The organism is Alishewanella aestuarii B11 (genome assembly GCF_000280055.1).
Classification (GTDB): domain Bacteria; phylum Pseudomonadota; class Gammaproteobacteria; order Enterobacterales; family Alteromonadaceae; genus Alishewanella; species Alishewanella aestuarii.
The window spans coordinates 20,001-41,396 of the sequence record NZ_ALAB01000005.1; the positions used below are offsets into that span (position 1 = coordinate 20,001).

The following is a 21,396-nucleotide window of genomic DNA, read 5'->3' on the forward strand; positions in this document are numbered from 1 at the left end:
TGCTTAAAAGCTGACTTTGGGAGCCTGCTGAATTTGCGCGCTGTCAGCGAATTCCAGCAGCTTGGCATCCTGTTTGTGGCCAAAGCTGGCGGCAAAGAACATCGGCGGGAAGCTTTGCTTGTAGGTGTTATATTCGGTTACCGCATCATTAAAGGCCTGACGGGCAAAAGCAACACGATTTTCGGTGCTGGTCAGCTCTTCTGACAGCTGCTGCATATTGGCGCTGGCTTTCAGGTCCGGATAAGCTTCCATCACCATACTAAAGCGGCTCATTGCACCTTGCAGCGCGCCTTCGGCCTGGGCTAACTGGCTGATGGCACCGGCATCGCCCGGGTTATTGGCGGCCACTTTCAGCCCGGCTAGCGCGGCATTACGGGCGGCGATCACGGCTTCCAGCGTTTCGCGCTCATGCTGCATATAGGCTTTGGCAGTTTCCACCAGGTTGGGGATCAGATCATAACGGCGCTTAAGTTGTACTTCGATTTGCGCAAAAGCATTCTGAAAACGGTTTTTCAGTTTAACCAGCTGGTTAAAGATGCTGATCAGGTAAAATACCACCGCCGCCAGCAAGGCCAGAATTATCAGTAACGTCATTTTAAGCTCCTTACAGGATATCAAGGTGTATTGTTAATGAAAGTTTAACCTTCTGTCCAGTGTCTGCAGCCGGATTTCGCCGGATTAGTACTAAAGTGCGGCAACCTGCGGTATGATAACGGCCTTGCACCGGGAGTAGCTATGAGTGATTTTAAACGTATTTCAGTGGCAGAAACGCTGGATTTATTAGCCCAGCAGGCAGTAATTGCCGATATCCGCGACGAACAAAGTTTTGCCAGTGGTCATATTGCGGGCGCCTTTCATTTGACCAACACCAGCCTGGGCCAGTTTATGCGCCAGGTGCCATTTGAACAGCCGGTGGTCGTAGTGTGTTATCACGGTAATTCCAGTCAGGGCGCGGCGCGTTATCTGGCAGAGCAGGGCTACGAACAGGTGTACAGTATGGATGGCGGCGTTGAGAGCTGGCGCACCCAGCAGCCTGTTGTCAGCGGGCACAGTGACGCCTGATGCTGACTAAGGTTGCGGAGTTTCGGGCCCAGCCGGCGGCGCTGTTATTTGCCGATTACTGCACCAGTCAGGGGCTGACGGTGCAGCTGCAGCTGGAAGGCGAGCTGACACTGCTGCTGGCCGACAGCGCGCAGTTGCCGCAAGTGGAAGCCCTGTTGACGGAATTTATCCGTGAGCCGGATCATCCGCGTTATCAGGCGGCAGCCTGGCAACAGAGTAACAGTGTGCAACTTGAGCCATCGATCCGGCTGCCGTCCAAGCAGCTGTGGCGCCAACTGCCGCTAACTCTGCTGCTGGTTGCGCTGACGCTGGCGGTCTATGGCTGGCAACAGCTGGATTTTCGCGCGGCCGCTCAGGCACTGCTGTTAACCAATAATGCAGAGCTCTGGCGTTGGCTTACTCCGATATTACTGCATTTCTCACTGACGCATCTGGTGTTTAATCTGGCCTGGTGGGGCTTGTTGGGCGCCAAAATCGAACGCTTCAGAGGCAGTGGCTTTTTATTGCAACTGACGCTGAGCAGTGCGGTGATTTCCAATGGCTTGCAACTGGCACTGGCCGGTCCCAATTTTGGTGGCTTATCCGGGGTAGTGTATGCGCTGGTGGGCTATTGCTACCTGAGTGATGTATTAAGCGGTCGCCAGCGCTATCAGTTGGGGCATGGTCTGTTTGGCTTTATGTTGCTGTGGTTGCTGCTGGGCTTCTTCGATCTGCTGTGGGTTAATATGGCGAACTGGGCGCATCTGGGCGGCTTGGGCTGTGGCTTACTCTGGGCCTGGTTAAGCCGGGACCGGCGGCATCAATAATTCAGCTGGCAGTAACGGCAGGCTCTGCCGTTACTGATACAGATATTTGGTAAACAACACATCCTGCACCATCGGCTGTCCGGTTTCCCGGCGTAGCACCTGTTGCAGCTGTTCCAGAATAATCAGTCGGATCTCTTCGCGCCCATGCAGGGATTTGACCTTCTCTTCCGATTGCTTACTCAGAATGCCAATAATGGTATCCAGGATCAGTGGCTCATGGTACTCGATGGTTTTCAGCATATCCCGGCTGGGTAACATCAGCTCTACTGACACCCGCAAGTAACCCAGGGTGCGGCGGTTTTCGGTGACATAGTTGGTGACGATATCCGGGTCAAAGCCGTAATACACCACCTCAGGCACATTTTGCTGTGCTTGGGCAGGCAGCGCTGTTAATAACAGCAGTGGTGCAAAGATCAGGGGCAGTAATACGCGCAACGTTAGCTTTCCTCATCGGAGCGGATTTCTGATAATCATATCAGCAGTCTCTTAGTTAGGCGAATTGCCGACTTAAAAAAGTTAGGCGAATGGCCGGGTAAAGAATAGTTAAACGAATTGCCGCTTAAAAAAATTCCTGCCCTTGCTATAATGCGGCAATTTTTGCATTCTGAACCCGACTAACTGATGACAGCAGTATTTTCGCTGGCGGCCTGTGCTGAACCCTGGCAACAGGCTGATGCCAGTAAGGCACCGGCTACTTTGTTACCCTGGCTGTTGGAGCCGGCGTCACTGACCGCCCGTTTAAAAGCGCACTGTCAGCAATTCCGGCTGCAGTTGCTGGCGGAGCAATCTTTGCCACTGCCGCAGACCTTACAGTCGCTGCTGCCGGCCAGTAGCCTTTGTACCCGCCGCGAGGTGTTAATGTGGTGCGATCAACAAGCGGCCGTCTATGCCCAGAGTTGGATCCCGCAGTCCAGCCAACAACGCTTGCAGCAGCTGGCTGCCCTCGGGGAACAGCCATTGGGCGAGTTGTTGTTTCAGTATCCGGATTTGCAACGCAGTCCGATTGAAATTGCCCGGCTTAGCCTGCCGCGGCCAAGCGCAGAGATCGCTGCGGGTGAATATTGGGCCAGACGCTCCGTGTTTTCGGTAGCCGGTGCGCCCTTATTAGTGGCAGAGGTTTTTCTGCCGGTGGTGGAGACGCTATGACAACGCTAAGCTGGCAACGACGCCAGGCCTACTGGCAATTGATGCGGCTGGATAAGCCGATCGGCACCTATCTGCTGCTATGGCCTACCTGGTGGGCATTATGGCTTGCTGCGGATGGGATCCCGCCTCTCGATTACTGGCTGATCTTTAGCCTCGGCGTGCTGTTAATGCGCTCAGCAGGTTGTGTGATCAATGATTATGCCGATCGCCATTTTGATGGTCAGGTTAGCCGCACTAAAGCCCGGCCACTGGCCAGTGGCCAGCTACAGCCGGTTGAAGCGCTGCAGCTGTTTCTGCTGTTGCTGTTACTGGCTGCCAGCTTACTGCTGTTCTTAAACCGGCAAACCCAACTGCTTGCGCTGGTGGCCGTGCTGCTGGCCAGCAGCTATCCCTTTATGAAACGCTACACCCATCTGCCACAGCTGGTATTGGGTGCGGCCTATAGCTGGGGGATCCCGATGGCCTTTATGGCGCTGCAGGGCGAGGTACCGCTGTATGCCTGGTGGCTGTATCTGGCGAATCTGCTGTGGACAGTGGCCTATGATACCTTTTATGCGCTGGTCGACCGTGACGATGATCTTAAGGCCGGTATTAAATCGACGGCGGTGTTGTTTGGCCGTTATGCCCAGCCGGTGATAGCGCTGTTGCAACTCGGCTTTTTGGGCCTGTTGGCATTGCTTGGGCAAACGCTGGCACTGGGCTGGCCGTTCTTTTTAGCCCTGGCGCTCTGTGTGCCGGCTTTTGCCTGGCAGCACTACCGGGCGACGAAGGGGCCTCAGGGCGCCTTTGCCGCGTTCCTGGATAACCATTATGTTGGTATGCTGCTGTTTGTCGGGGTGGCGGTGGGAGTATAGTGCTCTTTCCAGTTAATTATGACGTGTTCAGCGTTTGCCCGGGCTTTCAAGGCAAGGCGACTCGTCGAAGGCATAGTGGCGCTCTGTCAAGACGAGACAACGCGGCATTGGAAGCCCGGGCAAACGCCCGCAGGGTCGGTTTAAAATGCCCTCAGACGTCGTTGCTTGTTTTTGATTTAGCGCCACTAAACCTGCAAACAAGCGCCTAGCCTGAGGGCATTTTAATTCCGACTGAATCATTCATAATTAACTGGAAAGAGCACTGATATGAAAGCCTATTTACTTAGTTTACTGCTGTTAGCGGGTTGCTGCAGCGTGCAGGCAGAGCCGCCGTTTGGCAGGGCCCAGATCGCCTTTGCCGGGCAGCAAGTTGCGGTGCAACTGGCCGATACGCCGGCGTTACGAGCCCGCGGTCTGATGTTTCAGCAAAGTGCCGAGCCGGGTATGCTGCTGTTATACACGGCGCCGGAGTCAATAAGTTTGTGGATGCGTAATACCGGTCTGGAGCTGGATGTCGCCTTTATTGATGCCAACTGGCAGATCCAGAGTATTAAGCCACTTGAGCCTTATGATGAAAGCATTGTCAGCTCGGAAGGCCCGGTGATTGCCGCCCTGGAGAAACCGCGCGGCTGGTTTGCCGCCCGCGGCTTGACGGTCGGCAGTCAGCTCAGCTTAGTGCGCGACTGACAGCCGCTTAGCGGCTGGGGTCAATCAGGCCATTCAGGCTGTTATTGCGCCGAAACCAGCCGGCGATGCTAAAGCGCGGGCTGCTGGCCGGCAGCACTTCATGTGGAAAGCGCTCACTCTCAAATACAATTAACCCGCCGGCTGCTGGCTGAAACTGCCGGATCAACTGATCCTGCTCGTCATACAATGCCAGAGCGCCACCTTCAGTGACGCTGTTAAGATAGGTAACCGTGGTCAGCACCCGGTTGGAGCGGCCCTGAAAGGCGTCCAGATGCTTCTGATAAAAGTCACCGCTTTGATAACGCGCATAGTGGCATTCAAAATCAAACAGGCCGAGTAGACAGCGTTGGTTAAATACCTGCTGCAATTGCTGCATCAGTGCCAGATACTGCTGTTGTGCTGGCGTACTGGCGTCCAGCCAGGCGGTGTGGTCGCGCCGGATCTGTTGATCCTGCAAATGCGCGGCCTGGCGGCCCACGCCTGCCGCGCGTAGCGGCTGCTGCTGCAAATCCTCCAATAGCGCAGAGGTTAGCGGCTCGGGTAAAAAAGTGGGTAGCCAAACCCAGCCCTGCTGATAGAAGGGGGTGATAATGCTGTCCCAGTCGGTTGCGGTTGGCGCTGACATAATGACTCCAAAAGCGGTAACGGACATAGTTTGCCATAGCAGTGAGCCAGCTCATAGAGACTCGCGTATCAGCAACGTAAGAAACAGGAGGATTGACCATGCGCATCGCTTTACTAGCGGCGACACTGCTGCTGACCGCTTGCAGCAAAACTGTACTGGACTACCGGCAACAAACGCCGGTATTAAAACTGGATGAGTTCTTCGCTGGCAGTGGCCGCGCCTATGGCGTGCTACACGACTGGCGTGGCCGCCAGACGCTACGCTTTACCGCGGATCTTTGTGGCGAGTGGCAACAAGGCCGTGGCGACCTGTACGAGGTGTTCTATTTTAGTGACGGCCGTATCGAGCAGCGGCACTGGCGGCTGCAGCAGGACAGTTCAGGCAAAATCAGTGGTACGGCCGGTGACGTGGTAGGGGAAGCCAGCGGCCAACTGGCCGGTAATGCGTTGTATTGGCAATATGTGTTGCGCATCCCTTACGATGGTAGCACCCTGGATGTGACGGTTAAAGACTGGCTATATCTGATTGATCCGCAAAATCTGATTAACCGCACCACGATGCATAAGTTTGGCTTGAAGGTGGCAGAGCTGACGTTATCGATCCAACAAACCGATGCCAGTGCGGACTGTACGCCGTTAAAGCAGCAGGTTGCAGAGTTGGCAGCTAAGTTGTAATAGTATCGGGCATTGTGCCGTTGAGCCCGTTGTGGGCTCAACAGCGCTGAGCGCATTTAACGGCGGCCTGGAAACTGCTGAAAAATATGATTGACGACCCGCGCGGTGGACTCGCGTGGTTGCTGCAGATCCTGCTGGCTTAATACGCCCTCGGCGATCCCTTCCCACACCAGTTGCTTACGGCTGGCATCCACTAAATCAATATTTACGGTACCAACGCGGTAATGCACCGTTTCCACATCGGTTTGATAGTAGGGGAAAGGCGCATACAGACCACGGCGATAATAATAGTAGCTGTACGGATGCAGACTGGGTGAAGTGGTGCTGCGCACTTCGGAACGCTGGGCCACGTTAGAGTTAAAGTTAATCAACAGCTGTGGATCATCGCTTAGCCGGTAACCGCGCGCTGTCATCTCCGCCGTAATAGCGGCTTTCAGGTGCTGGGTCACCAGGCTGGTATAGCCGGCGCGATCAGTTGCCAATTCGGACATAAAGCCAAAGGTTTGATAACTACTCAGATCGACGTTCGGCGCCTGATCGGTTCGCACTTTAGGACCTGAGGCACAGGCTGTTAACCACAAGGCTGAGGCGAGCAGAATGCCGCGCCAGAGCCAGGAAGAATGCTGCTTATTCATAACTACCGCCATCTCAATCAACTTAGCCTTGATATCTTACTATACTACGCCAGCCATTTCTGCGATCAACCCGGCGGCGACTTGCATATTTTGACGCCGGCAAGCAAACTAAGTTCCGGCTGGCACAGCAAATTACCCAGCCAGACAGGAGTCACTGACTTGATGCTGCTAAGAAGTTAGCATTGCATGCGTGCTGCTATTACACTTAGCATAGTGTATTGCCAGCCTGTAACGGCAGATTTTACGAGATAATAATGAAAACAAAGGATAAAACGCCAACCAGAGCTGAACCTGAAGCAGTCAGTCAACAGGCCTCAGCCGCCCTGTCTGATGCACTGGCCAGCTTTGCCACCCAGTTACAGCAACAGCAGCAACTCTGGCTGCAACAAATGCAAACTGCGCTGGATGCCCAATGGCAGCAGCGGCTTATCGCCCACGAACAGGCTTATCAAAAACTCTACAAAGATTGGCAACAAAGCCGGCAGCAGCTGGAGTTGGCCGTGCCGGCACCTGCTGCCGATCCGCGGCTGTTACAGGAACAGGAACGGCAAAATCAGCAATTACGGCAAAGACTGCAGCAATTAGAAGCGCAGTTAGCCGGGTTGCAGCAACAACAAGCCAGTGCGGCAGAACAACACGCCTCAGAACAGCAAATGGCTGGTCAGTTGCAGCAACAGTTAGCCGAGCTGCAACAGGCAATGCAGGTGCAGCAGGAGGCACTGACCGTGGCCGATACCGCTTATGCGGCGGAACGGCAAAAGGTGGCAGAGCTGGAGCAGCAGCTGGCTGCAGCCAGTGTTGGCACTGCCAGTACGCTGAGTGCTGAACAGCAAAAAGTAACCGAGCTGCAACAACAACTGGCGCAGACCACTGCGCAGCTGCAGCAACACGAACAACACGCAGCTACGGCACAGGCAGAAGCCGAACAGAAACTGGCGGAATTAACCGAACAGCTACAACAGCGTGAACAGCAAGCGCTGGCCATCCAGGCGGAAGCCGAACAGAAACTGGCGGCGCTTAGCGAGCAGCTACAGCAGCGCGAACAGCAGGTTACCGCCACCCAGGCAGACGCTGAGCAGAAACTGGTGGAATTAACCGAACAGCTACAACAGCGTGAGCAGCAAGCGGCAGCCGCCCAGGCAGAAGCCGAACAGAAACTGACTGAACTGACCGAACAGCTGCAGCAGCATAAACAACAAGCGGCAGCAGCTGTTGCCGCTGAACAACAAAAGGCTGACGAGCTGGCGGCTCAGGGGGCGTCATTACAGCAGCAACTGGAGCTGGTACAGGCTGAGTTTGAGTCACAACGCCAGCTGATACAGCAATTGACTGAGCAGCAGACAGAGCTGGGGCAGAAACTGCAATTTAAGCAGCAGATGTATCTGCAATTGCAGGAAGAAAATCAGGTGCTGAATCAGCAACAAAGCGAACAGCTTGCCCAATTACAGCAACTGGCCGCCAGTGAGCAGCAATTACGGGAACAGCTGGAGCGGCAGGATTTACTGCTGCAACAGGCCCGCTTGCGGCTGGAGGTCACAGTCGAGAAACAGCAGCTGGAAGCGGATCAGGCCCGGGAGACCATTCGGGTGCTGCGGCAGGAATTAGCCAAAGGCCAGGAAGAGCATCAGGCGGCCTTATCCGATCTGCAAAGCCGGCTGACCGAATACAAGCTGAAATTTGAATATGCACAGCGTCAGCTGTCGACCATGCCATAATAGGCGCCAAAGCAGGCCGGCTAGCCTGCTATTTTTTTGACAGGAACACTCTTTTTTAGGAATGCTATGAAACAAAAAGCCAATAACTTTCAGCAGATGCGCGAACTTAATCTGGCGCAGCAGGCGGCAATTGCTGCCAGTTTGCTGGAGCGGATGTTACCGAATTATCAACTGTTTAGCGAAGTCAGTCAGTTCGGCGATCCGGTGTTGGTGCGCAAAATTCTTGATCTGTGCTGGGAGTGGCTGACGGTACCGAAAGCGAAAATCAATTTCGAGCGCCTGGCGGAAGAACTGGAGCTGGCGACGCCTGAGGTCAATCATTACGATATGTTCGGGGTCTATCCGGCGGTTGATTGCGCCACGGCGCTGGATATGATGCTCAATGGCATCCGCGAACAGGATGCCGCCGAATTTATTAATGTGGCGAAGATTTCGCAGGCCACCGTGGCCCGGCTGATTGAATATGAAGCGGAAGACGCGGATATTACCACCGAAGCTGAGCTGAAAAAGCTGGTGCGGGATCACCCCTTGATGCAATACGAGATGGAGTGTCTGGCGGAGCTAATCGAACTGGTCAAACCTATGACGCGGATCGGCCGCGGACAAATGCAGCAGTTAAAAGCCTGGGTCAAAGAGCAGGGGCTAACTAACCTCGGTATGGAGCTTAGCCCGGAGACAGAGTAACCTTATTTAGCGGCTACTATGGCGCAGAAAGAGGCGATAGGCCAGCTGGCCGGCAACCTTTTCCTTTAGCAGCTGCCAGTTGGCGGGTATGGTTCCTAATGCCAGTTCTTTCTCGGTTTCCAGATAGATCAGGGCGCTGTCTGTCAGCCAGCCCTGTTGCTCTAACGCCAGACAGCAAGGCAGTGCCAAGCCCTGCCGGAATGGCGGGTCGATCAACACCAGATTATATTGCCGCTGTGCCGGGCGCTGCAGCCATTGCAGACAATCGGCATTAACCACCTCAGCATTGCTCGCTGCTAACGCTTTCAGATGTTGCTGCAGCTGCCGCGCCAATGCCGGCGCTTTTTCTACCAGTGTCAGATAAGCAGCGTAGCGTGACAGTGCCTCTAAACCCAGGCTACCGCTACCGGCAAAACAATCCAGCACCGTACTTTGTGCCGTATCCTGCATCAGCCAGTTAAACAGGGTTTCCTTAACGCGATCGGTCGTGGGTCTGAGGCCCGCGGCATCGGCTACCGGCAGCTTTTTACCCCGCCATTTGCCACTGATGATTCTGACGAAACCGCTGGGGCCGCCTGCACTACCACGACTGCTCGATTGTTTCATTGATTCGTTTTTGCCTGACAGATAAAGGTGTTAGTATAAGGCCAATTTTATCCTAGTTTTCAGCTCTGACCTAACTGCATATGACAAAACAGAATAAACTCTTTTCCTGGCTTGGTTTTGGTAAGAAGCCATCAGATGCACCGGACACGGCAACTCAGCCTGAGTCTACGGCCGCTAACGCGACAGCAACAACGGAAACCTCAGCCGCTGCTACGCCGGTTGCTGATACAGCAGTATCGGCGGCGCCAGTAACGGATGCGCCTGAGGCCGACCTGCCAGCCCAGGAAAGTCCGGCCGCCGCACAGCAGGCAGACAGCAGTCCGGCGCTGGTTACCGCTGCACCAGCGCCAGCAGCACCGACAGAGGCCGCAGCACCCAAGGTTAACCCGATCTTGGATAACCCGAAAAAGCCAGGTCTGTTTGCCCGCTTAAAGCAGGGACTGGCGAAAACCAGTCTGAATCTGGGGGCTGGTTTAGCCTCACTGTTCGTTGGCAAGAAAATTGATGACGAGCTGTACGAAGAGCTGGAAACGCAGTTACTGCTGGCTGACGTCGGTATGGATACGACCCAGAAGCTGATTAAACAGTTAACCAGCCATGCTGATCGCAAGGCACTGAAAGACGCCGGTCTGCTGTATGAAAAACTGCAGCAGGATATGGCCGAGTTGTTGCAGCACGTGGAACAGCCACTGCAACCTGAAGCCAGTGACGGCCCCTTTGTGATCCTGATGGTCGGGGTAAACGGTGTTGGTAAAACCACGACTATCGGTAAGATGGCACAGCAGTTTAAGCAGCAGGGCAAAACCGTGATGCTGGCGGCTGGCGATACCTTCCGGGCCGCCGCGGTGGAGCAGCTGCAGGTGTGGGGCGAACGTAATCAGATCCCGGTGATTGCCCAGCATACCGGCGCGGATAGCGCCTCAGTGATTTTTGATGCTTATCAGGCGGCCAAAGCCCGTAAAGTCGATGTGCTGATCGCTGATACCGCCGGCCGCTTACAAAATAAAGCACACCTGATGGAAGAGCTGAAAAAGATTGTCCGGGTATTGCAAAAGATTGAACCGGCGGCACCACACGAAGTGATGCTGACGCTGGATGCCGGCACCGGCCAGAATGCGCTGAGTCAGGCCAAACTTTTTAACGAAGCGGTCCCTCTGACCGGTATTAGTTTGACCAAGCTGGATGGTACCGCCAAAGGCGGGGTGATCTTTGCGATTGCCGATCAGTTTAAGGTGCCGATCCGTTTTATCGGGGTAGGGGAAGCCATCGATGACCTGCGGCAGTTCCAGGCCCAGGACTTTATCCGGGCGCTGTTTAACAAGGAATAACCGCTATGCTGCAGTTTGATCAGGTAAGTAAAAGCTATCCGGGTGGCTTTGTGGCACTGGAGCGGATTAACTTTCGTATCGCTAAAGGCGAAATGGTGTTTCTGACCGGCCACTCCGGCGCAGGTAAAAGTACTATCCTGAAACTGATCAGCATGATTGAACGCCCCAGCACTGGCCGGGTGATGATTAACAATATCGATCTTAGCCGCTTAAAACGCAGTCAAATTCCTTATGTCCGGCGCGATGTCGGCATTATTTACCAGAATCACCGGCTGCTGATGAACCATACCGTATTTGATAATGTGGCTTTGCCGCTGGTGATTGAAGGTTTTACCGGTAAGGAAATGGTAAAACGGGTGCACGCCGCGCTGGATAAGGTCGGTTTACTGGATAAGCAGCGCTGTCTACCACAGACCTTATCAGGCGGTGAGCAGCAGCGGGTTGGTATCGCCAGGGCCGTGGTTAATAAGCCGCCGTTACTACTGGCTGACGAGCCAACCGGTAACCTGGATCCGGAACTGTCACGCGACATTATGCGGGTGTTTGAAGCCTTTAATCAGGTTGGCGTCTCGGTGCTGGTGGCAACCCATGATTTGGGGCTGATTGCCCGGATGCGTTACCGCACCCTGACGTTAAAGCAGGGCCGGATGATTAATGATGGCCTGATGCCAGCACAGGAGCCGCTATGAGTATTTTGTTCAGCAGCCGGGCCCATGGTGCTAAGGCCAGCCGCGTTAATGCGATACAGCGTGTTGTGATGTTTTTTGTGCACCATATCCGCCAGGCGGTATTTAGTTTGGGGGAGCTTTGGCGTACCCCGGGTTCCTCACTGATGACGATAGCGGTACTGGGATTGAGCCTGACGCTGCCAACGACGCTGCACCTGCTGGTCAAGAATGTGCAGCAAATTAGTGGGGGCTTTGCCAAGGCGGCAGAAATCAATCTGTTTATCCGTGACACCGCGACACCACAGCAAGTGCAGAGCCTGAAAACCATTCTTGAAGCAGACAGTCAGATCGTCGGCGTGCGGCATATCAGTAAAGAGGCGGCGATGGCAGAATTTCGCGAGGCATCCGGCTTTGGCGCGGCGCTGAATTATCTGACCGACAACCCGCTGCCGGATGTGCTGGTGGTGCTACCGGTGCATACTGAACCTGCTGCCGCCCGGCAGTTACAACAGCAGCTGGAAAAAGAGCGGATAGTCGAGTTTGCCAAGCTGGATCTGGAATGGCTGCAACGGCTGGATGCGTTGGTGCTGCTGTTACAGCAAGCGGTGGTGGCCATTGGTCTGCTGTTACTCAGTGCCGTGTTATTGATTGTCAGCAATACCATCCGCTTATCAATTATTAATAAGCGCGATGAAATTGAAGTGATGAAGCTGGTCGGCGCGACCGATGCTTTTATTCAGCGACCTTTTCTTTATACCGGGCTTTGGTTCGGCGTCTTTGGTGGGCTATTGGCCTTTCTGGTCACCGAAGCCTTACTCTGGTGGTTGCGCAGCGCCATTGCCAGCATCAGCAGCCTGTACCAGAGCGATTTTCAGTTACAGGCAATGAGTCTGCATGAGTTCGGCGGCTTGCTGTTACTGGCGATCCTACTCGGAGTAATGGGATCCTATCTGTCGGTACGCCGTCATTTACGGGCCATTGAGCCGTCTTGAGCCCGCTGCGGCTAAGCTGACAGCTGGTTATAAAAATTGCTTATCTTATAAAAACCAGATCTATAAAGAGTTGCAACTAGTATTAGCACTCTCAGTCAAAGAGTGCTAATATCAGCTCACTTAGTTCAACACAGGATAAGCAATACCATGACGAAATCAGCTTACATGCCCCTTACGGTAGCAGCCAGCGGCAGTCTGGAGGCTTACACCCATGCCGTCAGTACTATCCCGATGCTGAGCGCTGAAGAAGAGCGCGGTCTGGCCGAACGCCTGCAGCAAGACGGTGATTTAGAAGCGGCGCGCCAGTTGATTATGTCGCATCTGCGTTTTGTGGTGCATATCGCCCGCAGCTATGCCGGTTATGGCCTGCCAATCAGCGATTTAATTCAGGAAGGTAATATTGGCCTGATGAAAGCGGTAAAGCGCTTTGATCCGGCGGTAGGCGTGCGCCTGGTGTCTTTCGCCGTGCACTGGATTAAAGCCGAAATTCATGAATATGTGCTAAAAAACTGGCGCATCGTTAAAATTGCCACCACTAAGGCACAGCGCAAACTGTTCTTTAATCTGCGTAAGGCCAAAAAGCATCTGGGCTGGTTTAATCAGCAGGAAGTGCAGCAGGTTGCTGAGTCGCTGGGTGTGGCTGAGCACGAAGTGCGTGAAATGGAAGCTCGGATGAGCAACTATGATATGCCATTCGATGCGCCGGATGAAGATGACGAGCAGGCCTATACGGCGCCGGTATACTATCTGGAAGATAAAAGTTCTGATCTGGCGGCGCAGGTTGCCGATGATCAGTGGGATACCGCAGCAGTGGATCGGTTACAGGCGGCGATTCGCACCCTGGATGATCGCAGCCAGGATATCGTACGTGCCCGTTGGCTGGATAATCAGAAGCTAACCCTGCAGGAGCTGGCCGATCGCTATCAGGTCTCGGCTGAGCGGGTGCGGCAGCTGGAGAAAAATGCGATGAAAAAGCTGCAGCAGGTATTACAACACTAATAGTCAAAGCAGACTGACAAAAAACGGCGCCGCAGCGCCGTTTTTTATTAGGTCGTGATTATTCTTCCTGTGGTGCCGCGATCGCCGGTGCGGTCACACCTGCCGCTATCACCTGATGTTCCTGTGGCAGTAACGCCGAGATCCCCACCAGCTCAATGCCTTCTGCCTGCAACTGCGGCAAGCGGTGTTTTAGAAAGCGATAGGTTTCCGGGTACGGATGACCAATCGCAATCGCGACCTGATGGCGGCGGGCAATTTGCAGTAATTGTTTAAACTGCCGCTCCAGCGCCGCTTCGCTTAACTCATTGTCTAAAAATACATGCCGCGACAGCAGCGTCACGCCATGCTGGCTGGCGTACTTTTTGGCGGTACTTTGTGGGGTGGTCAGGCTGTCGACAAAGAACAACCGGCGCTGCTGCAGGTACTCCATGGTCCAGTCCATTGGCTGCTCCAGCGCGGTAAACAGACTTCCCATATGGTTGTTAATGCCAATGGCGTATGGGATATCTGCCAGCGCCTGCTGCAGGGTATGATGAATTTGCTGGCGGCTCATATTGCGGGTCAGCGCGCCCGGCCCCAGCGCATTTTGCTGGCTGGCTTCCATCGGCATATGCAGCATCACATCTTTTTTCGCCTGAGCGGCTTGTCTGGCGGCTTGCCGGCCATAGGGAGTATGCGGCAGAACGGCATAGGTTAGCGCATGCGGCAGCTCCACCATCTTCAGATCGGCGCGTTGATAACCAATATCATCGATAATGATCGCAATCCGGGGGCTGGCCAGTAGCGGTAAACTCAGACAGCACAGGCTCAGACATAACAGACGCAGCAGTCGCACTAGGATTCCTTTTATTGCTCCGGTTTTCCGCTTGTCATGCGCAGCATACTGAAAAACCTGATATTAACCTCACCCATTCAGGTTATAGGACAGCCTTAGTCGGGTGCAAGTTTTTTATTGTGCGCCCAGCCAATTTAACGGGTTAACCGCTTCGCCTTTTTCCCGGATTTCAAAATACAACCCCGGGTCTGCCTGACCACCACTGGCGCCAACCTGAGCAATGGCATCACCGGCGCGCACATTGTCACCGGGCTGCTTCAGTAAACTCTGGTTATGGCCATACAGGCTCATAAAGCCTTTACCGTGGTCAACCACAATCACCCAGCCATAGCCTTTTAGCCAGTCGGCGTAGATCACCCGGCCATCCGCGATGCTCTGCACATTAGCACCGCTTACCCCCTGGATCAGGATACCGCGTGAGGCCAGGCCACCTTGGCGGTTTTGCCCAAAGCGCTGCAATACCCGACCACGCAGCGGCCAGGGATACTTGCCCCGACCTGCGGTCAGCCCTGACAGATCGCGATTACGCTCCGCCAGACGACGTAGTTCGTTGATGGTATTTTGCAGCGTGGTTTCGTTTTGCCGCAGATAACTAAGCTGATTACCCTGCTGCTTTAACAGCGCCTGCAATTCATTGACGGACGCCTGCTGGCTACCGCGGGCTTCGCTCAGTTGTTGCTGTTGTTGTTGCAGGGCACTGAGTTCGGTTTGTAACTGCTGCTGTTGATTGGCCAGTTGCTGTTTGACCTGCTCCAGTTCACTGACGGTATGATTGATTTGAGCTAGCTGACGTAATCTGGCCTGATTAAAGTACTGATAATAGGTCAGCACCCGTTCCAGCTTGCCGGTATCCTGTTGGTTTAACAGCAAGCGCGAGTAATCGTGCTGACCAAGGCTGTAGGCACTTTTTAGTTGTTCAGCCAATAATTGCTGCTGCTCTGCCAGTTGTTGCTGCAATTGCTGTTGCTGCCGGTTCAGGTTAGCACTTTCCCGCTCCAGCCGTTGCTGGCGGCCCTGAGTGTCCCTGAGTTTACGCGCGGCTTCCGCCAGGGCTTTGTCTGCGGCCTGCAACCGCTGCTCCGCCTGTTGCAATTGACGGCGTTGTTGCCGGACTTGCTGCTCGGTTTGCTTGATTTGTTGCTGTAGCTGCTGTAATTCCCGCTCAGCCTGCGGCGTCTGCTGGGCAGACGTGGCTGTGGACAGCAGGCTGAGCCAGAAACAGCCTGCGAACAGGTAAGGCAAGCGCTTTGACATTAACGCAATTGCATCAGGACTTTGCCGGTCATCTCGGCGGGGATCGGCATACCCATCAGCTGCAGCATGGTCGGGGCGATATCGCTGAGGATGCCACCTTCCACTGCCGTAGCCGGGCGGCCGACATAGATCAGCGGCACAGGATCACTGGTATGGGCGGTATGGGCCTGGCCAGAATCCGGGTCCTGCATTTGTTCGGCATTACCGTGATCTGCGGTGATCAGGCACTCACCACCAACCTGTTGTAAGGCTGCAACCACCCGGCCAATACTACGGTCAACCGCTTCAACGGCCTTGACCGCAGCTGACATAATGCCGGTATGACCGACCATATCGCCGTTCGGATAGTTACAGATAATCACATCAAACTTACCGCTGTGAATGGCGGCGACTAACTTGTCAGTCAGTTCTTCCGAGCTCATTTCCGGTTGCAGGTCATAGGTGGCGACCTGTGGTGACGGCACCAGGATCCGCTCTTCGCCGGCAAACAGCTCTTCGCGACCGCCACTGAAAAAGAAAGTCACATGCGCATATTTTTCGGTTTCGGAGATCCGCAGCTGGGTTTTCTGATGCTTAGCCAGCCATTCACCCAGCACATTGTTCAAACTTTCCGGCGGGTAAGCGCAGGGCGCCGCAATATCAGCAGCATATTCGGTCAGCATCACAAACTGGCTTAACTTCGGTTGCGCCTGGCGGACAAAGCCATTGAAATCAGCATCGACAAAGGCGCGGGTAAACTGACGGGCCCGGTCTGCGCGGAAATTCATAAAGATCAGCGCATCGCCGTCCTGTAAGTGAATTGGTTCGCCGGCAGCATTCAAAATGGCAGAGGCTTTGACAAACTCATCGTTCTCATCACGCTGATAGGCGGCTTGCAAGGCGTCACTGGCCGAGTTAAAGCGATACGCGGCCTGACCTTGCGTCAGCAGATTATAAGCTTGTTCTACCCGGTCCCAGCGTTTGTCACGGTCCATCGCGTAGTAACGGCCGATAATGGACGCGATCTGACCTTTACCACTTTGCGCAAAGTGCTGTTCAAACAGCGCCAGCGAGGCGGCGGCACTGCGAGGCGGGGTGTCGCGGCCATCCAAAAAGGCATGCAGATACACCTGGGTCGCGCCACGTTGCTCAGCCAGTTGCACCATTGCCAGTAAATGTTCTTCATGGCTATGCACGCCTCCCGGTGACAGCAAGCCCATCAGATGCACGGCTTTGCCCTGACTGACAGCGGCATCTACCGCTTGCACCAGCACCGGATTCTGATAAAAATCACCATCGGCGATGGCTTTGGTAATGCGGGTAAAGTCCTGATAGACCACCCGGCCCGAGCCAAGATTGACATGGCCAACCTCGGAGTTTCCCATTTGCCCGTCAGGCAAACCGACATCCAGGCCAGAGCCGGAAATCAGGGTGTGTGGATACTGTTGCCATAAGGCATCCATTACCGGGGTGTTGGCCTGGGCGATCGCATTATGCTGTTGTTCCTCACGGTAGCCCCATCCATCCAGAATTAATAAAACCAGGGGTTTTTTCGGTGCGGACATAGCATCTCCCTTAACAGATTACAAAGGTGGTGGAATAATGCGCTTATCTTACCGTTTTTTTGCTTTTGCACCAGTGATGATTCGCCGTTAGCCGCCGGTACTAACCGGCTGAGCGGTTTTTTAGCTGTCGATTTTCGATAAAATCGGTATACTCAGCGCTGTTTTTAATCTCAACCAGAAGAAATTTTGCCCTATGGACCAAATGATCGAATTTATTGGAAATCATCTGCTGCTCAGCATGATCTGGCTGGTGTTAGTGGTACTGATTATCGGTGGCTGGTTAAAGTCGAAATTGTCACCGGTGAAAGCGGTCAGCCCGACCGAACTGACGTTAAAAGTGAACCGTGAAAATGCCGTGCTACTGGATATTCGCAGTGAGGACGATTTCCGCAAGGGGCATATTACCGACGCCCGGAACGTTAAGCAGGAGCAAATTGCTAATCTGCAGTTGTCTGGCCTTGAAAAGCAAAAAGATACGCCCATTATAGTAGTGTGTCAGATGGGTGTCAGTGCGCAAAAAGCCGCGGCAACCCTGTCTAAGCAAGGTTTTACTCAGGTTTCAGTGCTGCAGGGCGGTATGAATGCCTGGACCGGTGCCAGTTTGCCGGTTGTCAAAGCAAAGAGGTAAGCATGGCAGACGTTGTTATTTACACTAAAGCATATTGCCCCTACTGTGTCAGAGCGGTAGGCTTATTGCGTGAAAAGCAGGTGGCTTATCAGGAGATCCGCATCGATCTTCACCCTGAGCGCCGGGATGAGATGATTAGCCGGGCGAATGGCCGCACCACAGTGCCGCAGATCTTTATTGGTGATCAGCACATAGGTGGCTGTGACGATATGGTTGCTCTGGATAACCAGGGCAAACTCGATTCATTATTACAAGCATAACTAAACAGGATTTATCATGGCAGAACAACAAGCCAATGGCATCGCAGCAGAACAGGCTGCACAGGGTTTACAGTTTGCAATTCAACGCATCTTCGTAAAAGACATTTCTTTTGAAGCGCCAAATGCCCCTGCGATTTTCCGCAAAGAGTGGAAGCCGGAAGTTAAACTGGATTTAGATACCCGCAGCGAAAAGCTGGAAGACAATGTTTATCAGGTTATCCTGTCACTGACCGTGACTACCACTGTTGGTGAAGAAACTGCCTTCCTGTGTGAAGTACAACAAGCAGGTATTTTCTCTATCGGTGCTTTAGAAGAGCCGCAAATGGCGCATATGCTGGCGGCATTCTGTCCGAACATTCTGTTCCCGTACGCACGGGAAGCGGTGTCTAACCTGGTTAACCGTGGTACCTTCCCACAGCTGAATCTGGCACCGGTTAACTTTGACGCCTTATTTGCACAGTATCTGCAACAGCGTCAGGCCGAAACTCAGCAACTGAACGCTTAATGAGCAGCGCTTCTGCGATCACGGTATTAGGGGCAGGGTCTTACGGCACTGCCCTTGCCATTTGTCTGGCCCGCAATGGTAACCCTATTACGCTGTGGGGCCGCAATGCTGCCGAAATGGCGCAGATGCAGCAGCAACGGCTGAATCAGAAATACCTGCCGGATATTCCACTGCCGCCGACCCTGGAAGTGACAGCGGATTTGGCGCATGCCGTGCAACAAAGCCGCGATATCCTGGTAGTGGTGCCCAGCCACGCCTTTGCTGAAACCCTGCGACAGATTAAGCCTTTACTGGCTGCGGATGCCCGGGTTGCCTGGGCAACCAAAGGTCTGGAGCCGGAAACTGGTCGCTTATTGCAGGATGTCGCCCGTGAGATCCTCGGTGAGCAGGTCTCGCTGGCGGTTCTGTCCGGGCCCACCTTTGCCAAAGAAATGGCTGCTGGTTTACCCACTGCTATCTCGTTATCTTCTGCCGATCCGGCTTTTATCAAACAGCTGTCTGATCTGCTACATTGTGCCCGTACTTTCCGCGTCTATACCAATAGCGACTTTATTGGTGTGCAACTTGGGGGCGCGGTGAAGAACGTGATCGCCATTGGTGCCGGCATGGCCGATGGTATTGGCTTCGGTGCTAATGCCCGCACAGCTCTGATCACCCGGGGGCTGGCTGAAATGTGTCGTCTTGGCTGTGCCATGGGCGCGCAAAAGGATACCTTTATGGGTATGGCCGGGCTGGGTGATCTGGTATTAACCTGTACCGATAATCAGTCACGTAACCGCCGCTTTGGCTTGCTGTTGGGGCAGGGCAAAGGGGTCGAAGAGGCGATGCAGGCGATCGGTCAGGTGGTGGAAGGTTTCCGTAACGCCAAAGAGGTGTTTAATCTGGCGCAGCGGGTTGGCGTTGAAATGCCGATCACTGAGCAGATCTATCAGGTGTTATATCAAGGGAAAAACGTCAAGCTGGCAGCCCAGGATCTACTGGGCCGCGAGCGTAAAGACGAGATCAGTTAGCCAGCTGCCGCTGATTATTCAGCAGCTGATTTTCTTTTAGTAATAGTTGTCCGATATCCTCAGCCGGCACCGCCCGGCTGAAGCGATGTCCTTGCTGACAGTCGCAGCCCATCACATGCAGCAGGTACGCCTGCATTTCAGTTTCGATATTGGTGGCAATCACATCCAACTGCAAATAGCCCGCTAATCGGATCAGGGTGGCGCAGATATTACGTTGTTGTTCCTGCTGCTCAATATAACGCACCAGCGAGGGTGCCAGTTTGACGCCGTGTAACGGAAATTGTCTTAGCTGATTCAGCGATGCTATACCATCACCGAAATTGTCGAGCAGGACCCGGAACCCCATGCGCTCCAGGCTGTGTAAGCGCTCACGCAGCCAGATAGTCGGGTGATTAAAAATCGCTTCCGGTAGCTCCAGCTCAAACAAACTGGCGCTCAGCTCAAACTCGCTGAGCGTATCCTGCATAAAACGGATGAAATCGGTTTGGGCAAACTGCTGGGCTGAAATATTCAGTGCCAGCCGGCCGCGCATCAGCGCGGTTTGTTGCCAATAACTAACTTGTTTACAGGCTTTGCGAAATACCAGCCGATCCAGATTGATAATCAGGCCGGTTTCCTCAACCAGCGGCAGAAAGGTCGGTGGTGGCAGCATGCCGCGACGCGGGCTGGGCCAGCGCAATAAGGCCTCGAAACCAGCGATTCGGTTACTGCTGATACTAAACTTGGGCTGATAAAACAGTTCAAACTCTCCCTGGGCTGCACTGCGGTACAGCTCGCTTTCCAGTGCCAGATAATCCGGTGCCTGCTGCTGGCTGCCACTGTCGGCAAAACAAAGAGCATGGTCCTGCTGCTGGCTGGCCAGTCGTAGTGCCCGCTCCGCACTGTTGATTAAGTTGGTCGCATCTTCACCATCATTTGGACTGCAGCTGATACCTATTGCTAACCTCAGATTAGCGTAAGCAGCATCAGGATCAGCTTGTCGGAAGCCAGCAATAATTTTATGTGCCAGCTGATTAAGCAGGATGGTACTGTTGGTTTGGCACAGATGCGGTGGCACCAGAATCGCAAAGCAGTCACTTTGATAGCGTGCCAGCACTAATTTATCGGATACCAGCAGTTGTAAACGTTTTGCCGCTTCGATGAGCTGAGACTCATCAGGGGTGGCATCCATAGTGGCGGTCGGGCTGGTCCTGAGCTGGACTAATAGCAGGGCGACACTGGGGTAATGTTCGTCACAGCTTAGGATTGCCTGCCGTAATTGTTCAGTAAACAACAGTTGGTTCGGAAGTAAGGTACTGTCATCACGTAACACTTGCTGTTGTTGCCGCGCACTCTGGCTACGTAGATGGGTGATATTCTGGCCGTACAACATATAGCGCGGTTCTTTACTGCTCTGCTGGCGCAAGGTATGGATACTTAGCTTGAAGGCCTCACAATGACGTTCGTTTTTAAGCCAGGCTTCGCCGTGCCAAAAGCCTTGCTGTCGCAGTTGCTGTTTCAGCGTAAGGTCCAGTGCATGTTGGCCATCGGCATCGGCAAATAGCGGCAAACTGATACTGACACTGCTGTTATCCTGCTCTTTTAACAGGCTTTTTAACGAACTGCTGGCATTTCGTACTGCCAGATTGCGATCCAGAATAGCGATGGCACCCGGGGTCTCGGCCAGTAATTGCTGAAAATCCTGGCGCTGGGCATCCAGTGCGCGGCTGCGGCGTGTTAAACTAAGCCAGGTTAGGGCCAGCGCCAGGCTGAGTACACCAAGTGCCGCCAGCGTTAATAAGAAACTGCCTTCAATAACACTTTGTTCGGCGGCAGCGGGGAAAGACCAGCTCAGCAACAATAACCAAAGGCCCGGGGTGAGCAACAGCATGGGCACACA

The 21,396-nt window shown here is 53.9% G+C and carries 25 protein-coding genes; 16 read left to right on the forward strand and 9 right to left on the reverse strand.

The features are described from left to right. Positions 1-3 precede the first annotated feature (3 nt). Positions 4-594, reverse strand: coding sequence for a LemA family protein (locus tag AEST_RS02965; protein ID WP_008606944.1), 591 nt, complete (start codon positions 592-594; stop codon positions 4-6). 141 nt (positions 595-735) lie between these two features. Between AEST_RS02965 and glpE the strand changes: the two genes are divergently transcribed. Together glpE and glpG are read left to right on the forward strand one after the other, a co-directional pair. Next, on the forward strand, positions 736-1,062 hold the full coding sequence (gene glpE / locus AEST_RS02970; RefSeq protein WP_008606945.1) for a thiosulfate sulfurtransferase GlpE: 327 nt from the start codon (positions 736-738) through the stop codon (positions 1,060-1,062). Beyond that, positions 1,062-1,868: a rhomboid family intramembrane serine protease GlpG gene (gene glpG, locus AEST_RS02975; protein WP_008606947.1), complete on the forward strand. Its 807-nt coding sequence runs from the start codon at positions 1,062-1,064 to the stop codon at positions 1,866-1,868. Before glpE ends, glpG begins: the two co-directional genes overlap by 1 nt. A 30-nt stretch (positions 1,869-1,898) precedes the next feature. Here the strand turns inward: glpG and AEST_RS02980 are convergent, their stop codons facing one another. Next, the gene (locus AEST_RS02980; RefSeq protein WP_008606948.1) at positions 1,899-2,303 is read right to left on the reverse strand and encodes a flagellar basal body-associated FliL family protein; all 405 of its coding nucleotides are present in this window, start codon (positions 2,301-2,303) and stop codon (positions 1,899-1,901) included. Positions 2,304-2,489: 186 nt separating this feature from the next. On the opposite strand from AEST_RS02980, the gene AEST_RS02985 reads away from it, so the two are divergent. The 3 genes from AEST_RS02985 to AEST_RS02995 all read left to right on the forward strand — a co-directional run bounded on the left by AEST_RS02985 (position 2,490) and on the right by AEST_RS02995 (position 4,555). Next, a complete protein-coding gene (locus AEST_RS02985) occupies positions 2,490-3,014 on the forward strand; it encodes a chorismate--pyruvate lyase family protein (protein ID WP_008606949.1) in 525 nt (174 codons plus the stop codon). Further along, the gene (ubiA, locus tag AEST_RS02990; RefSeq protein ID WP_008606950.1) at positions 3,011-3,868 is read left to right on the forward strand and encodes a 4-hydroxybenzoate octaprenyltransferase; all 858 of its coding nucleotides are present in this window, start codon (positions 3,011-3,013) and stop codon (positions 3,866-3,868) included. The genes AEST_RS02985 and ubiA overlap by 4 nt, the downstream gene beginning before the upstream one ends. Positions 3,869-4,135: 267 nt before the next feature. Beyond that, a complete protein-coding gene (locus tag AEST_RS02995) occupies positions 4,136-4,555 on the forward strand; it encodes a DUF192 domain-containing protein (protein ID WP_008606952.1) in 420 nt (139 codons plus the stop codon). 7 nt (positions 4,556-4,562) lie between these two features. Here the strand turns inward: AEST_RS02995 and AEST_RS03000 are convergent, their stop codons facing one another. After that, entirely contained in the window at positions 4,563-5,180 is a 618-nt protein-coding gene (locus AEST_RS03000; protein ID WP_008606953.1) for a 2OG-Fe(II) oxygenase, read from the reverse strand. Between the two features lie 98 nt (positions 5,181-5,278). On the opposite strand from AEST_RS03000, the gene AEST_RS03005 reads away from it, so the two are divergent. After that, a complete protein-coding gene (locus AEST_RS03005; RefSeq protein ID WP_008606954.1) occupies positions 5,279-5,854 on the forward strand; it encodes a DUF3833 family protein in 576 nt (191 codons plus the stop codon). A gap of 56 nt (positions 5,855-5,910) precedes the next feature. Here the strand turns inward: AEST_RS03005 and AEST_RS03010 are convergent, their stop codons facing one another. Further along, a complete protein-coding gene (locus AEST_RS03010; protein ID WP_008606956.1) occupies positions 5,911-6,489 on the reverse strand; it encodes a DUF4136 domain-containing protein in 579 nt (192 codons plus the stop codon). 254 nt (positions 6,490-6,743) lie between these two features. Here AEST_RS03010 and AEST_RS03015 point away from each other — a divergent pair, with 254 nt between their 5' ends. Both AEST_RS03015 and AEST_RS03020 read left to right on the forward strand, forming a co-directional pair. Continuing rightward, positions 6,744-8,204, forward strand: coding sequence for a coiled-coil domain-containing protein (locus AEST_RS03015; protein ID WP_008606957.1), 1,461 nt, complete (start codon positions 6,744-6,746; stop codon positions 8,202-8,204). A gap of 66 nt (positions 8,205-8,270) precedes the next feature. Continuing rightward, positions 8,271-8,888, forward strand: a complete 618-nt coding sequence (locus tag AEST_RS03020; protein WP_008606958.1) for a YjaG family protein — start codon at positions 8,271-8,273, stop codon at positions 8,886-8,888. Between the two features lie 6 nt (positions 8,889-8,894). On the opposite strand, the gene rsmD is transcribed toward AEST_RS03020, so the two are convergent. After that, positions 8,895-9,494, reverse strand: a complete 600-nt coding sequence (gene rsmD, locus AEST_RS03025; protein WP_008606959.1) for a 16S rRNA (guanine(966)-N(2))-methyltransferase RsmD — start codon at positions 9,492-9,494, stop codon at positions 8,895-8,897. An 80-nt stretch (positions 9,495-9,574) separates the two neighbouring features. Between rsmD and ftsY the strand changes: the two genes are divergently transcribed. The 4 genes from ftsY (at position 9,575) to rpoH (ending at position 13,481) form a co-directional block, all read left to right on the forward strand. Next, entirely contained in the window at positions 9,575-10,822 is a 1,248-nt protein-coding gene (ftsY, locus tag AEST_RS03030) for a signal recognition particle-docking protein FtsY (RefSeq protein ID WP_008606961.1), read from the forward strand. 5 nt (positions 10,823-10,827) lie between these two features. After that, complete coding sequence (gene ftsE / locus AEST_RS03035; RefSeq protein WP_008606962.1) at positions 10,828-11,511, forward strand: cell division ATP-binding protein FtsE; 684 nt, start codon at positions 10,828-10,830, stop codon at positions 11,509-11,511. Next, positions 11,508-12,482: a permease-like cell division protein FtsX gene (gene ftsX / locus AEST_RS03040; RefSeq protein ID WP_008606963.1), complete on the forward strand. Its 975-nt coding sequence runs from the start codon at positions 11,508-11,510 to the stop codon at positions 12,480-12,482. Before ftsE ends, ftsX begins: the two co-directional genes overlap by 4 nt. 147 nt (positions 12,483-12,629) lie before the next feature. Next, entirely contained in the window at positions 12,630-13,481 is an 852-nt protein-coding gene (gene rpoH, locus AEST_RS03045; RefSeq protein ID WP_008606965.1) for an RNA polymerase sigma factor RpoH, read from the forward strand. 58 nt (positions 13,482-13,539) lie between these two features. On the opposite strand, the gene AEST_RS03050 is transcribed toward rpoH, so the two are convergent. The 3 genes from AEST_RS03050 to gpmM all read right to left on the reverse strand — a co-directional run bounded on the left by AEST_RS03050 (position 13,540) and on the right by gpmM (position 17,114). Continuing rightward, complete coding sequence (locus AEST_RS03050; protein ID WP_008606966.1) at positions 13,540-14,316, reverse strand: divergent polysaccharide deacetylase family protein; 777 nt, start codon at positions 14,314-14,316, stop codon at positions 13,540-13,542. A 114-nt stretch (positions 14,317-14,430) separates the two neighbouring features. After that, positions 14,431-15,570: a murein hydrolase activator EnvC family protein gene (locus AEST_RS03055; protein WP_008606967.1), complete on the reverse strand. Its 1,140-nt coding sequence runs from the start codon at positions 15,568-15,570 to the stop codon at positions 14,431-14,433. Beyond that, positions 15,570-17,114 (reverse strand): 2,3-bisphosphoglycerate-independent phosphoglycerate mutase, encoded by a 1,545-nt coding sequence (gene gpmM, locus AEST_RS03060; protein ID WP_008606973.1) that lies wholly within the window; start codon positions 17,112-17,114, stop codon positions 15,570-15,572. The genes AEST_RS03055 and gpmM overlap by 1 nt, the downstream gene beginning before the upstream one ends. 202 nt (positions 17,115-17,316) lie before the next feature. Between gpmM and AEST_RS03065 the strand changes: the two genes are divergently transcribed. Genes AEST_RS03065 through gpsA form a run of 4 tightly spaced genes read left to right on the forward strand, consistent with a single transcriptional unit; the run spans position 17,317 to position 19,517 of the window. Further along, positions 17,317-17,742 carry a rhodanese-like domain-containing protein gene (locus AEST_RS03065; RefSeq protein ID WP_238534551.1) on the forward strand — a complete coding sequence of 142 codons (426 nt, stop codon included), beginning with the start codon at positions 17,317-17,319 and terminating at the stop codon, positions 17,740-17,742. A 2-nt stretch (positions 17,743-17,744) separates the two neighbouring features. Next, positions 17,745-18,002 carry a glutaredoxin 3 gene (gene grxC, locus AEST_RS03070; RefSeq protein ID WP_008606976.1) on the forward strand — a complete coding sequence of 86 codons (258 nt, stop codon included), beginning with the start codon at positions 17,745-17,747 and terminating at the stop codon, positions 18,000-18,002. A 16-nt stretch (positions 18,003-18,018) separates the two neighbouring features. After that, complete coding sequence (gene secB, locus AEST_RS03075; protein ID WP_008606977.1) at positions 18,019-18,507, forward strand: protein-export chaperone SecB; 489 nt, start codon at positions 18,019-18,021, stop codon at positions 18,505-18,507. Continuing rightward, positions 18,507-19,517 (forward strand): NAD(P)H-dependent glycerol-3-phosphate dehydrogenase, encoded by a 1,011-nt coding sequence (gene gpsA / locus AEST_RS03080; protein ID WP_008606978.1) that lies wholly within the window; start codon positions 18,507-18,509, stop codon positions 19,515-19,517. The genes secB and gpsA overlap by 1 nt, the downstream gene beginning before the upstream one ends. On the opposite strand, the gene AEST_RS03085 is transcribed toward gpsA, so the two are convergent. Then, positions 19,510-21,387 carry a putative bifunctional diguanylate cyclase/phosphodiesterase gene (locus tag AEST_RS03085; protein WP_008606979.1) on the reverse strand — a complete coding sequence of 626 codons (1,878 nt, stop codon included), beginning with the start codon at positions 21,385-21,387 and terminating at the stop codon, positions 19,510-19,512. The genes gpsA and AEST_RS03085 overlap by 8 nt on opposite strands. Positions 21,388-21,396: the final 9 nt, after the last annotated feature.

Excerpts from the sequence above, each read along its gene's own strand:
- ubiA (WP_008606950.1), top strand. The coding sequence starts at position 3,011 with ATGACAACGCTAAGCTGGCAACGACGCCAGGCCTACTGGCAATTGATG.
- AEST_RS03010 (WP_008606956.1), bottom strand. The coding sequence starts at position 6,489 with ATGAATAAGCAGCATTCTTCCTGGCTCTGGCGCGGCATTCTGCTCGCC.
- ftsY (WP_008606961.1), top strand. The coding sequence starts at position 9,575 with ATGACAAAACAGAATAAACTCTTTTCCTGGCTTGGTTTTGGTAAGAAG.
- gpmM (WP_008606973.1), bottom strand. The coding sequence starts at position 17,114 with ATGTCCGCACCGAAAAAACCCCTGGTTTTATTAATTCTGGATGGATGG.
- AEST_RS03000 (WP_008606953.1), bottom strand. The coding sequence starts at position 5,180 with ATGTCAGCGCCAACCGCAACCGACTGGGACAGCATTATCACCCCCTTC.
- AEST_RS03005 (WP_008606954.1), top strand. The coding sequence starts at position 5,279 with ATGCGCATCGCTTTACTAGCGGCGACACTGCTGCTGACCGCTTGCAGC.
- rpoH (WP_008606965.1), top strand. The coding sequence starts at position 12,630 with ATGACGAAATCAGCTTACATGCCCCTTACGGTAGCAGCCAGCGGCAGT.
- ftsX (WP_008606963.1), top strand. The coding sequence starts at position 11,508 with ATGAGTATTTTGTTCAGCAGCCGGGCCCATGGTGCTAAGGCCAGCCGC.
- gpsA (WP_008606978.1), top strand. The coding sequence starts at position 18,507 with ATGAGCAGCGCTTCTGCGATCACGGTATTAGGGGCAGGGTCTTACGGC.
- AEST_RS03055 (WP_008606967.1), bottom strand. The coding sequence starts at position 15,570 with ATGTCAAAGCGCTTGCCTTACCTGTTCGCAGGCTGTTTCTGGCTCAGC.
- rsmD (WP_008606959.1), bottom strand. The coding sequence starts at position 9,494 with ATGAAACAATCGAGCAGTCGTGGTAGTGCAGGCGGCCCCAGCGGTTTC.
- grxC (WP_008606976.1), top strand. The coding sequence starts at position 17,745 with ATGGCAGACGTTGTTATTTACACTAAAGCATATTGCCCCTACTGTGTC.
- secB (WP_008606977.1), top strand. The coding sequence starts at position 18,019 with ATGGCAGAACAACAAGCCAATGGCATCGCAGCAGAACAGGCTGCACAG.
- AEST_RS02965 (WP_008606944.1), bottom strand. The coding sequence starts at position 594 with ATGACGTTACTGATAATTCTGGCCTTGCTGGCGGCGGTGGTATTTTAC.
- AEST_RS03020 (WP_008606958.1), top strand. The coding sequence starts at position 8,271 with ATGAAACAAAAAGCCAATAACTTTCAGCAGATGCGCGAACTTAATCTG.
- AEST_RS03015 (WP_008606957.1), top strand. The coding sequence starts at position 6,744 with ATGAAAACAAAGGATAAAACGCCAACCAGAGCTGAACCTGAAGCAGTC.
- ftsE (WP_008606962.1), top strand. The coding sequence starts at position 10,828 with ATGCTGCAGTTTGATCAGGTAAGTAAAAGCTATCCGGGTGGCTTTGTG.
- AEST_RS02985 (WP_008606949.1), top strand. The coding sequence starts at position 2,490 with ATGACAGCAGTATTTTCGCTGGCGGCCTGTGCTGAACCCTGGCAACAG.
- glpG (WP_008606947.1), top strand. The coding sequence starts at position 1,062 with ATGCTGACTAAGGTTGCGGAGTTTCGGGCCCAGCCGGCGGCGCTGTTA.
- AEST_RS02995 (WP_008606952.1), top strand. The coding sequence starts at position 4,136 with ATGAAAGCCTATTTACTTAGTTTACTGCTGTTAGCGGGTTGCTGCAGC.
- glpE (WP_008606945.1), top strand. The coding sequence starts at position 736 with ATGAGTGATTTTAAACGTATTTCAGTGGCAGAAACGCTGGATTTATTA.
- AEST_RS03065 (WP_238534551.1), top strand. The coding sequence starts at position 17,317 with ATGATCGAATTTATTGGAAATCATCTGCTGCTCAGCATGATCTGGCTG.
- AEST_RS03085 (WP_008606979.1), bottom strand. The coding sequence starts at position 21,387 with ATGCTGTTGCTCACCCCGGGCCTTTGGTTATTGTTGCTGAGCTGGTCT.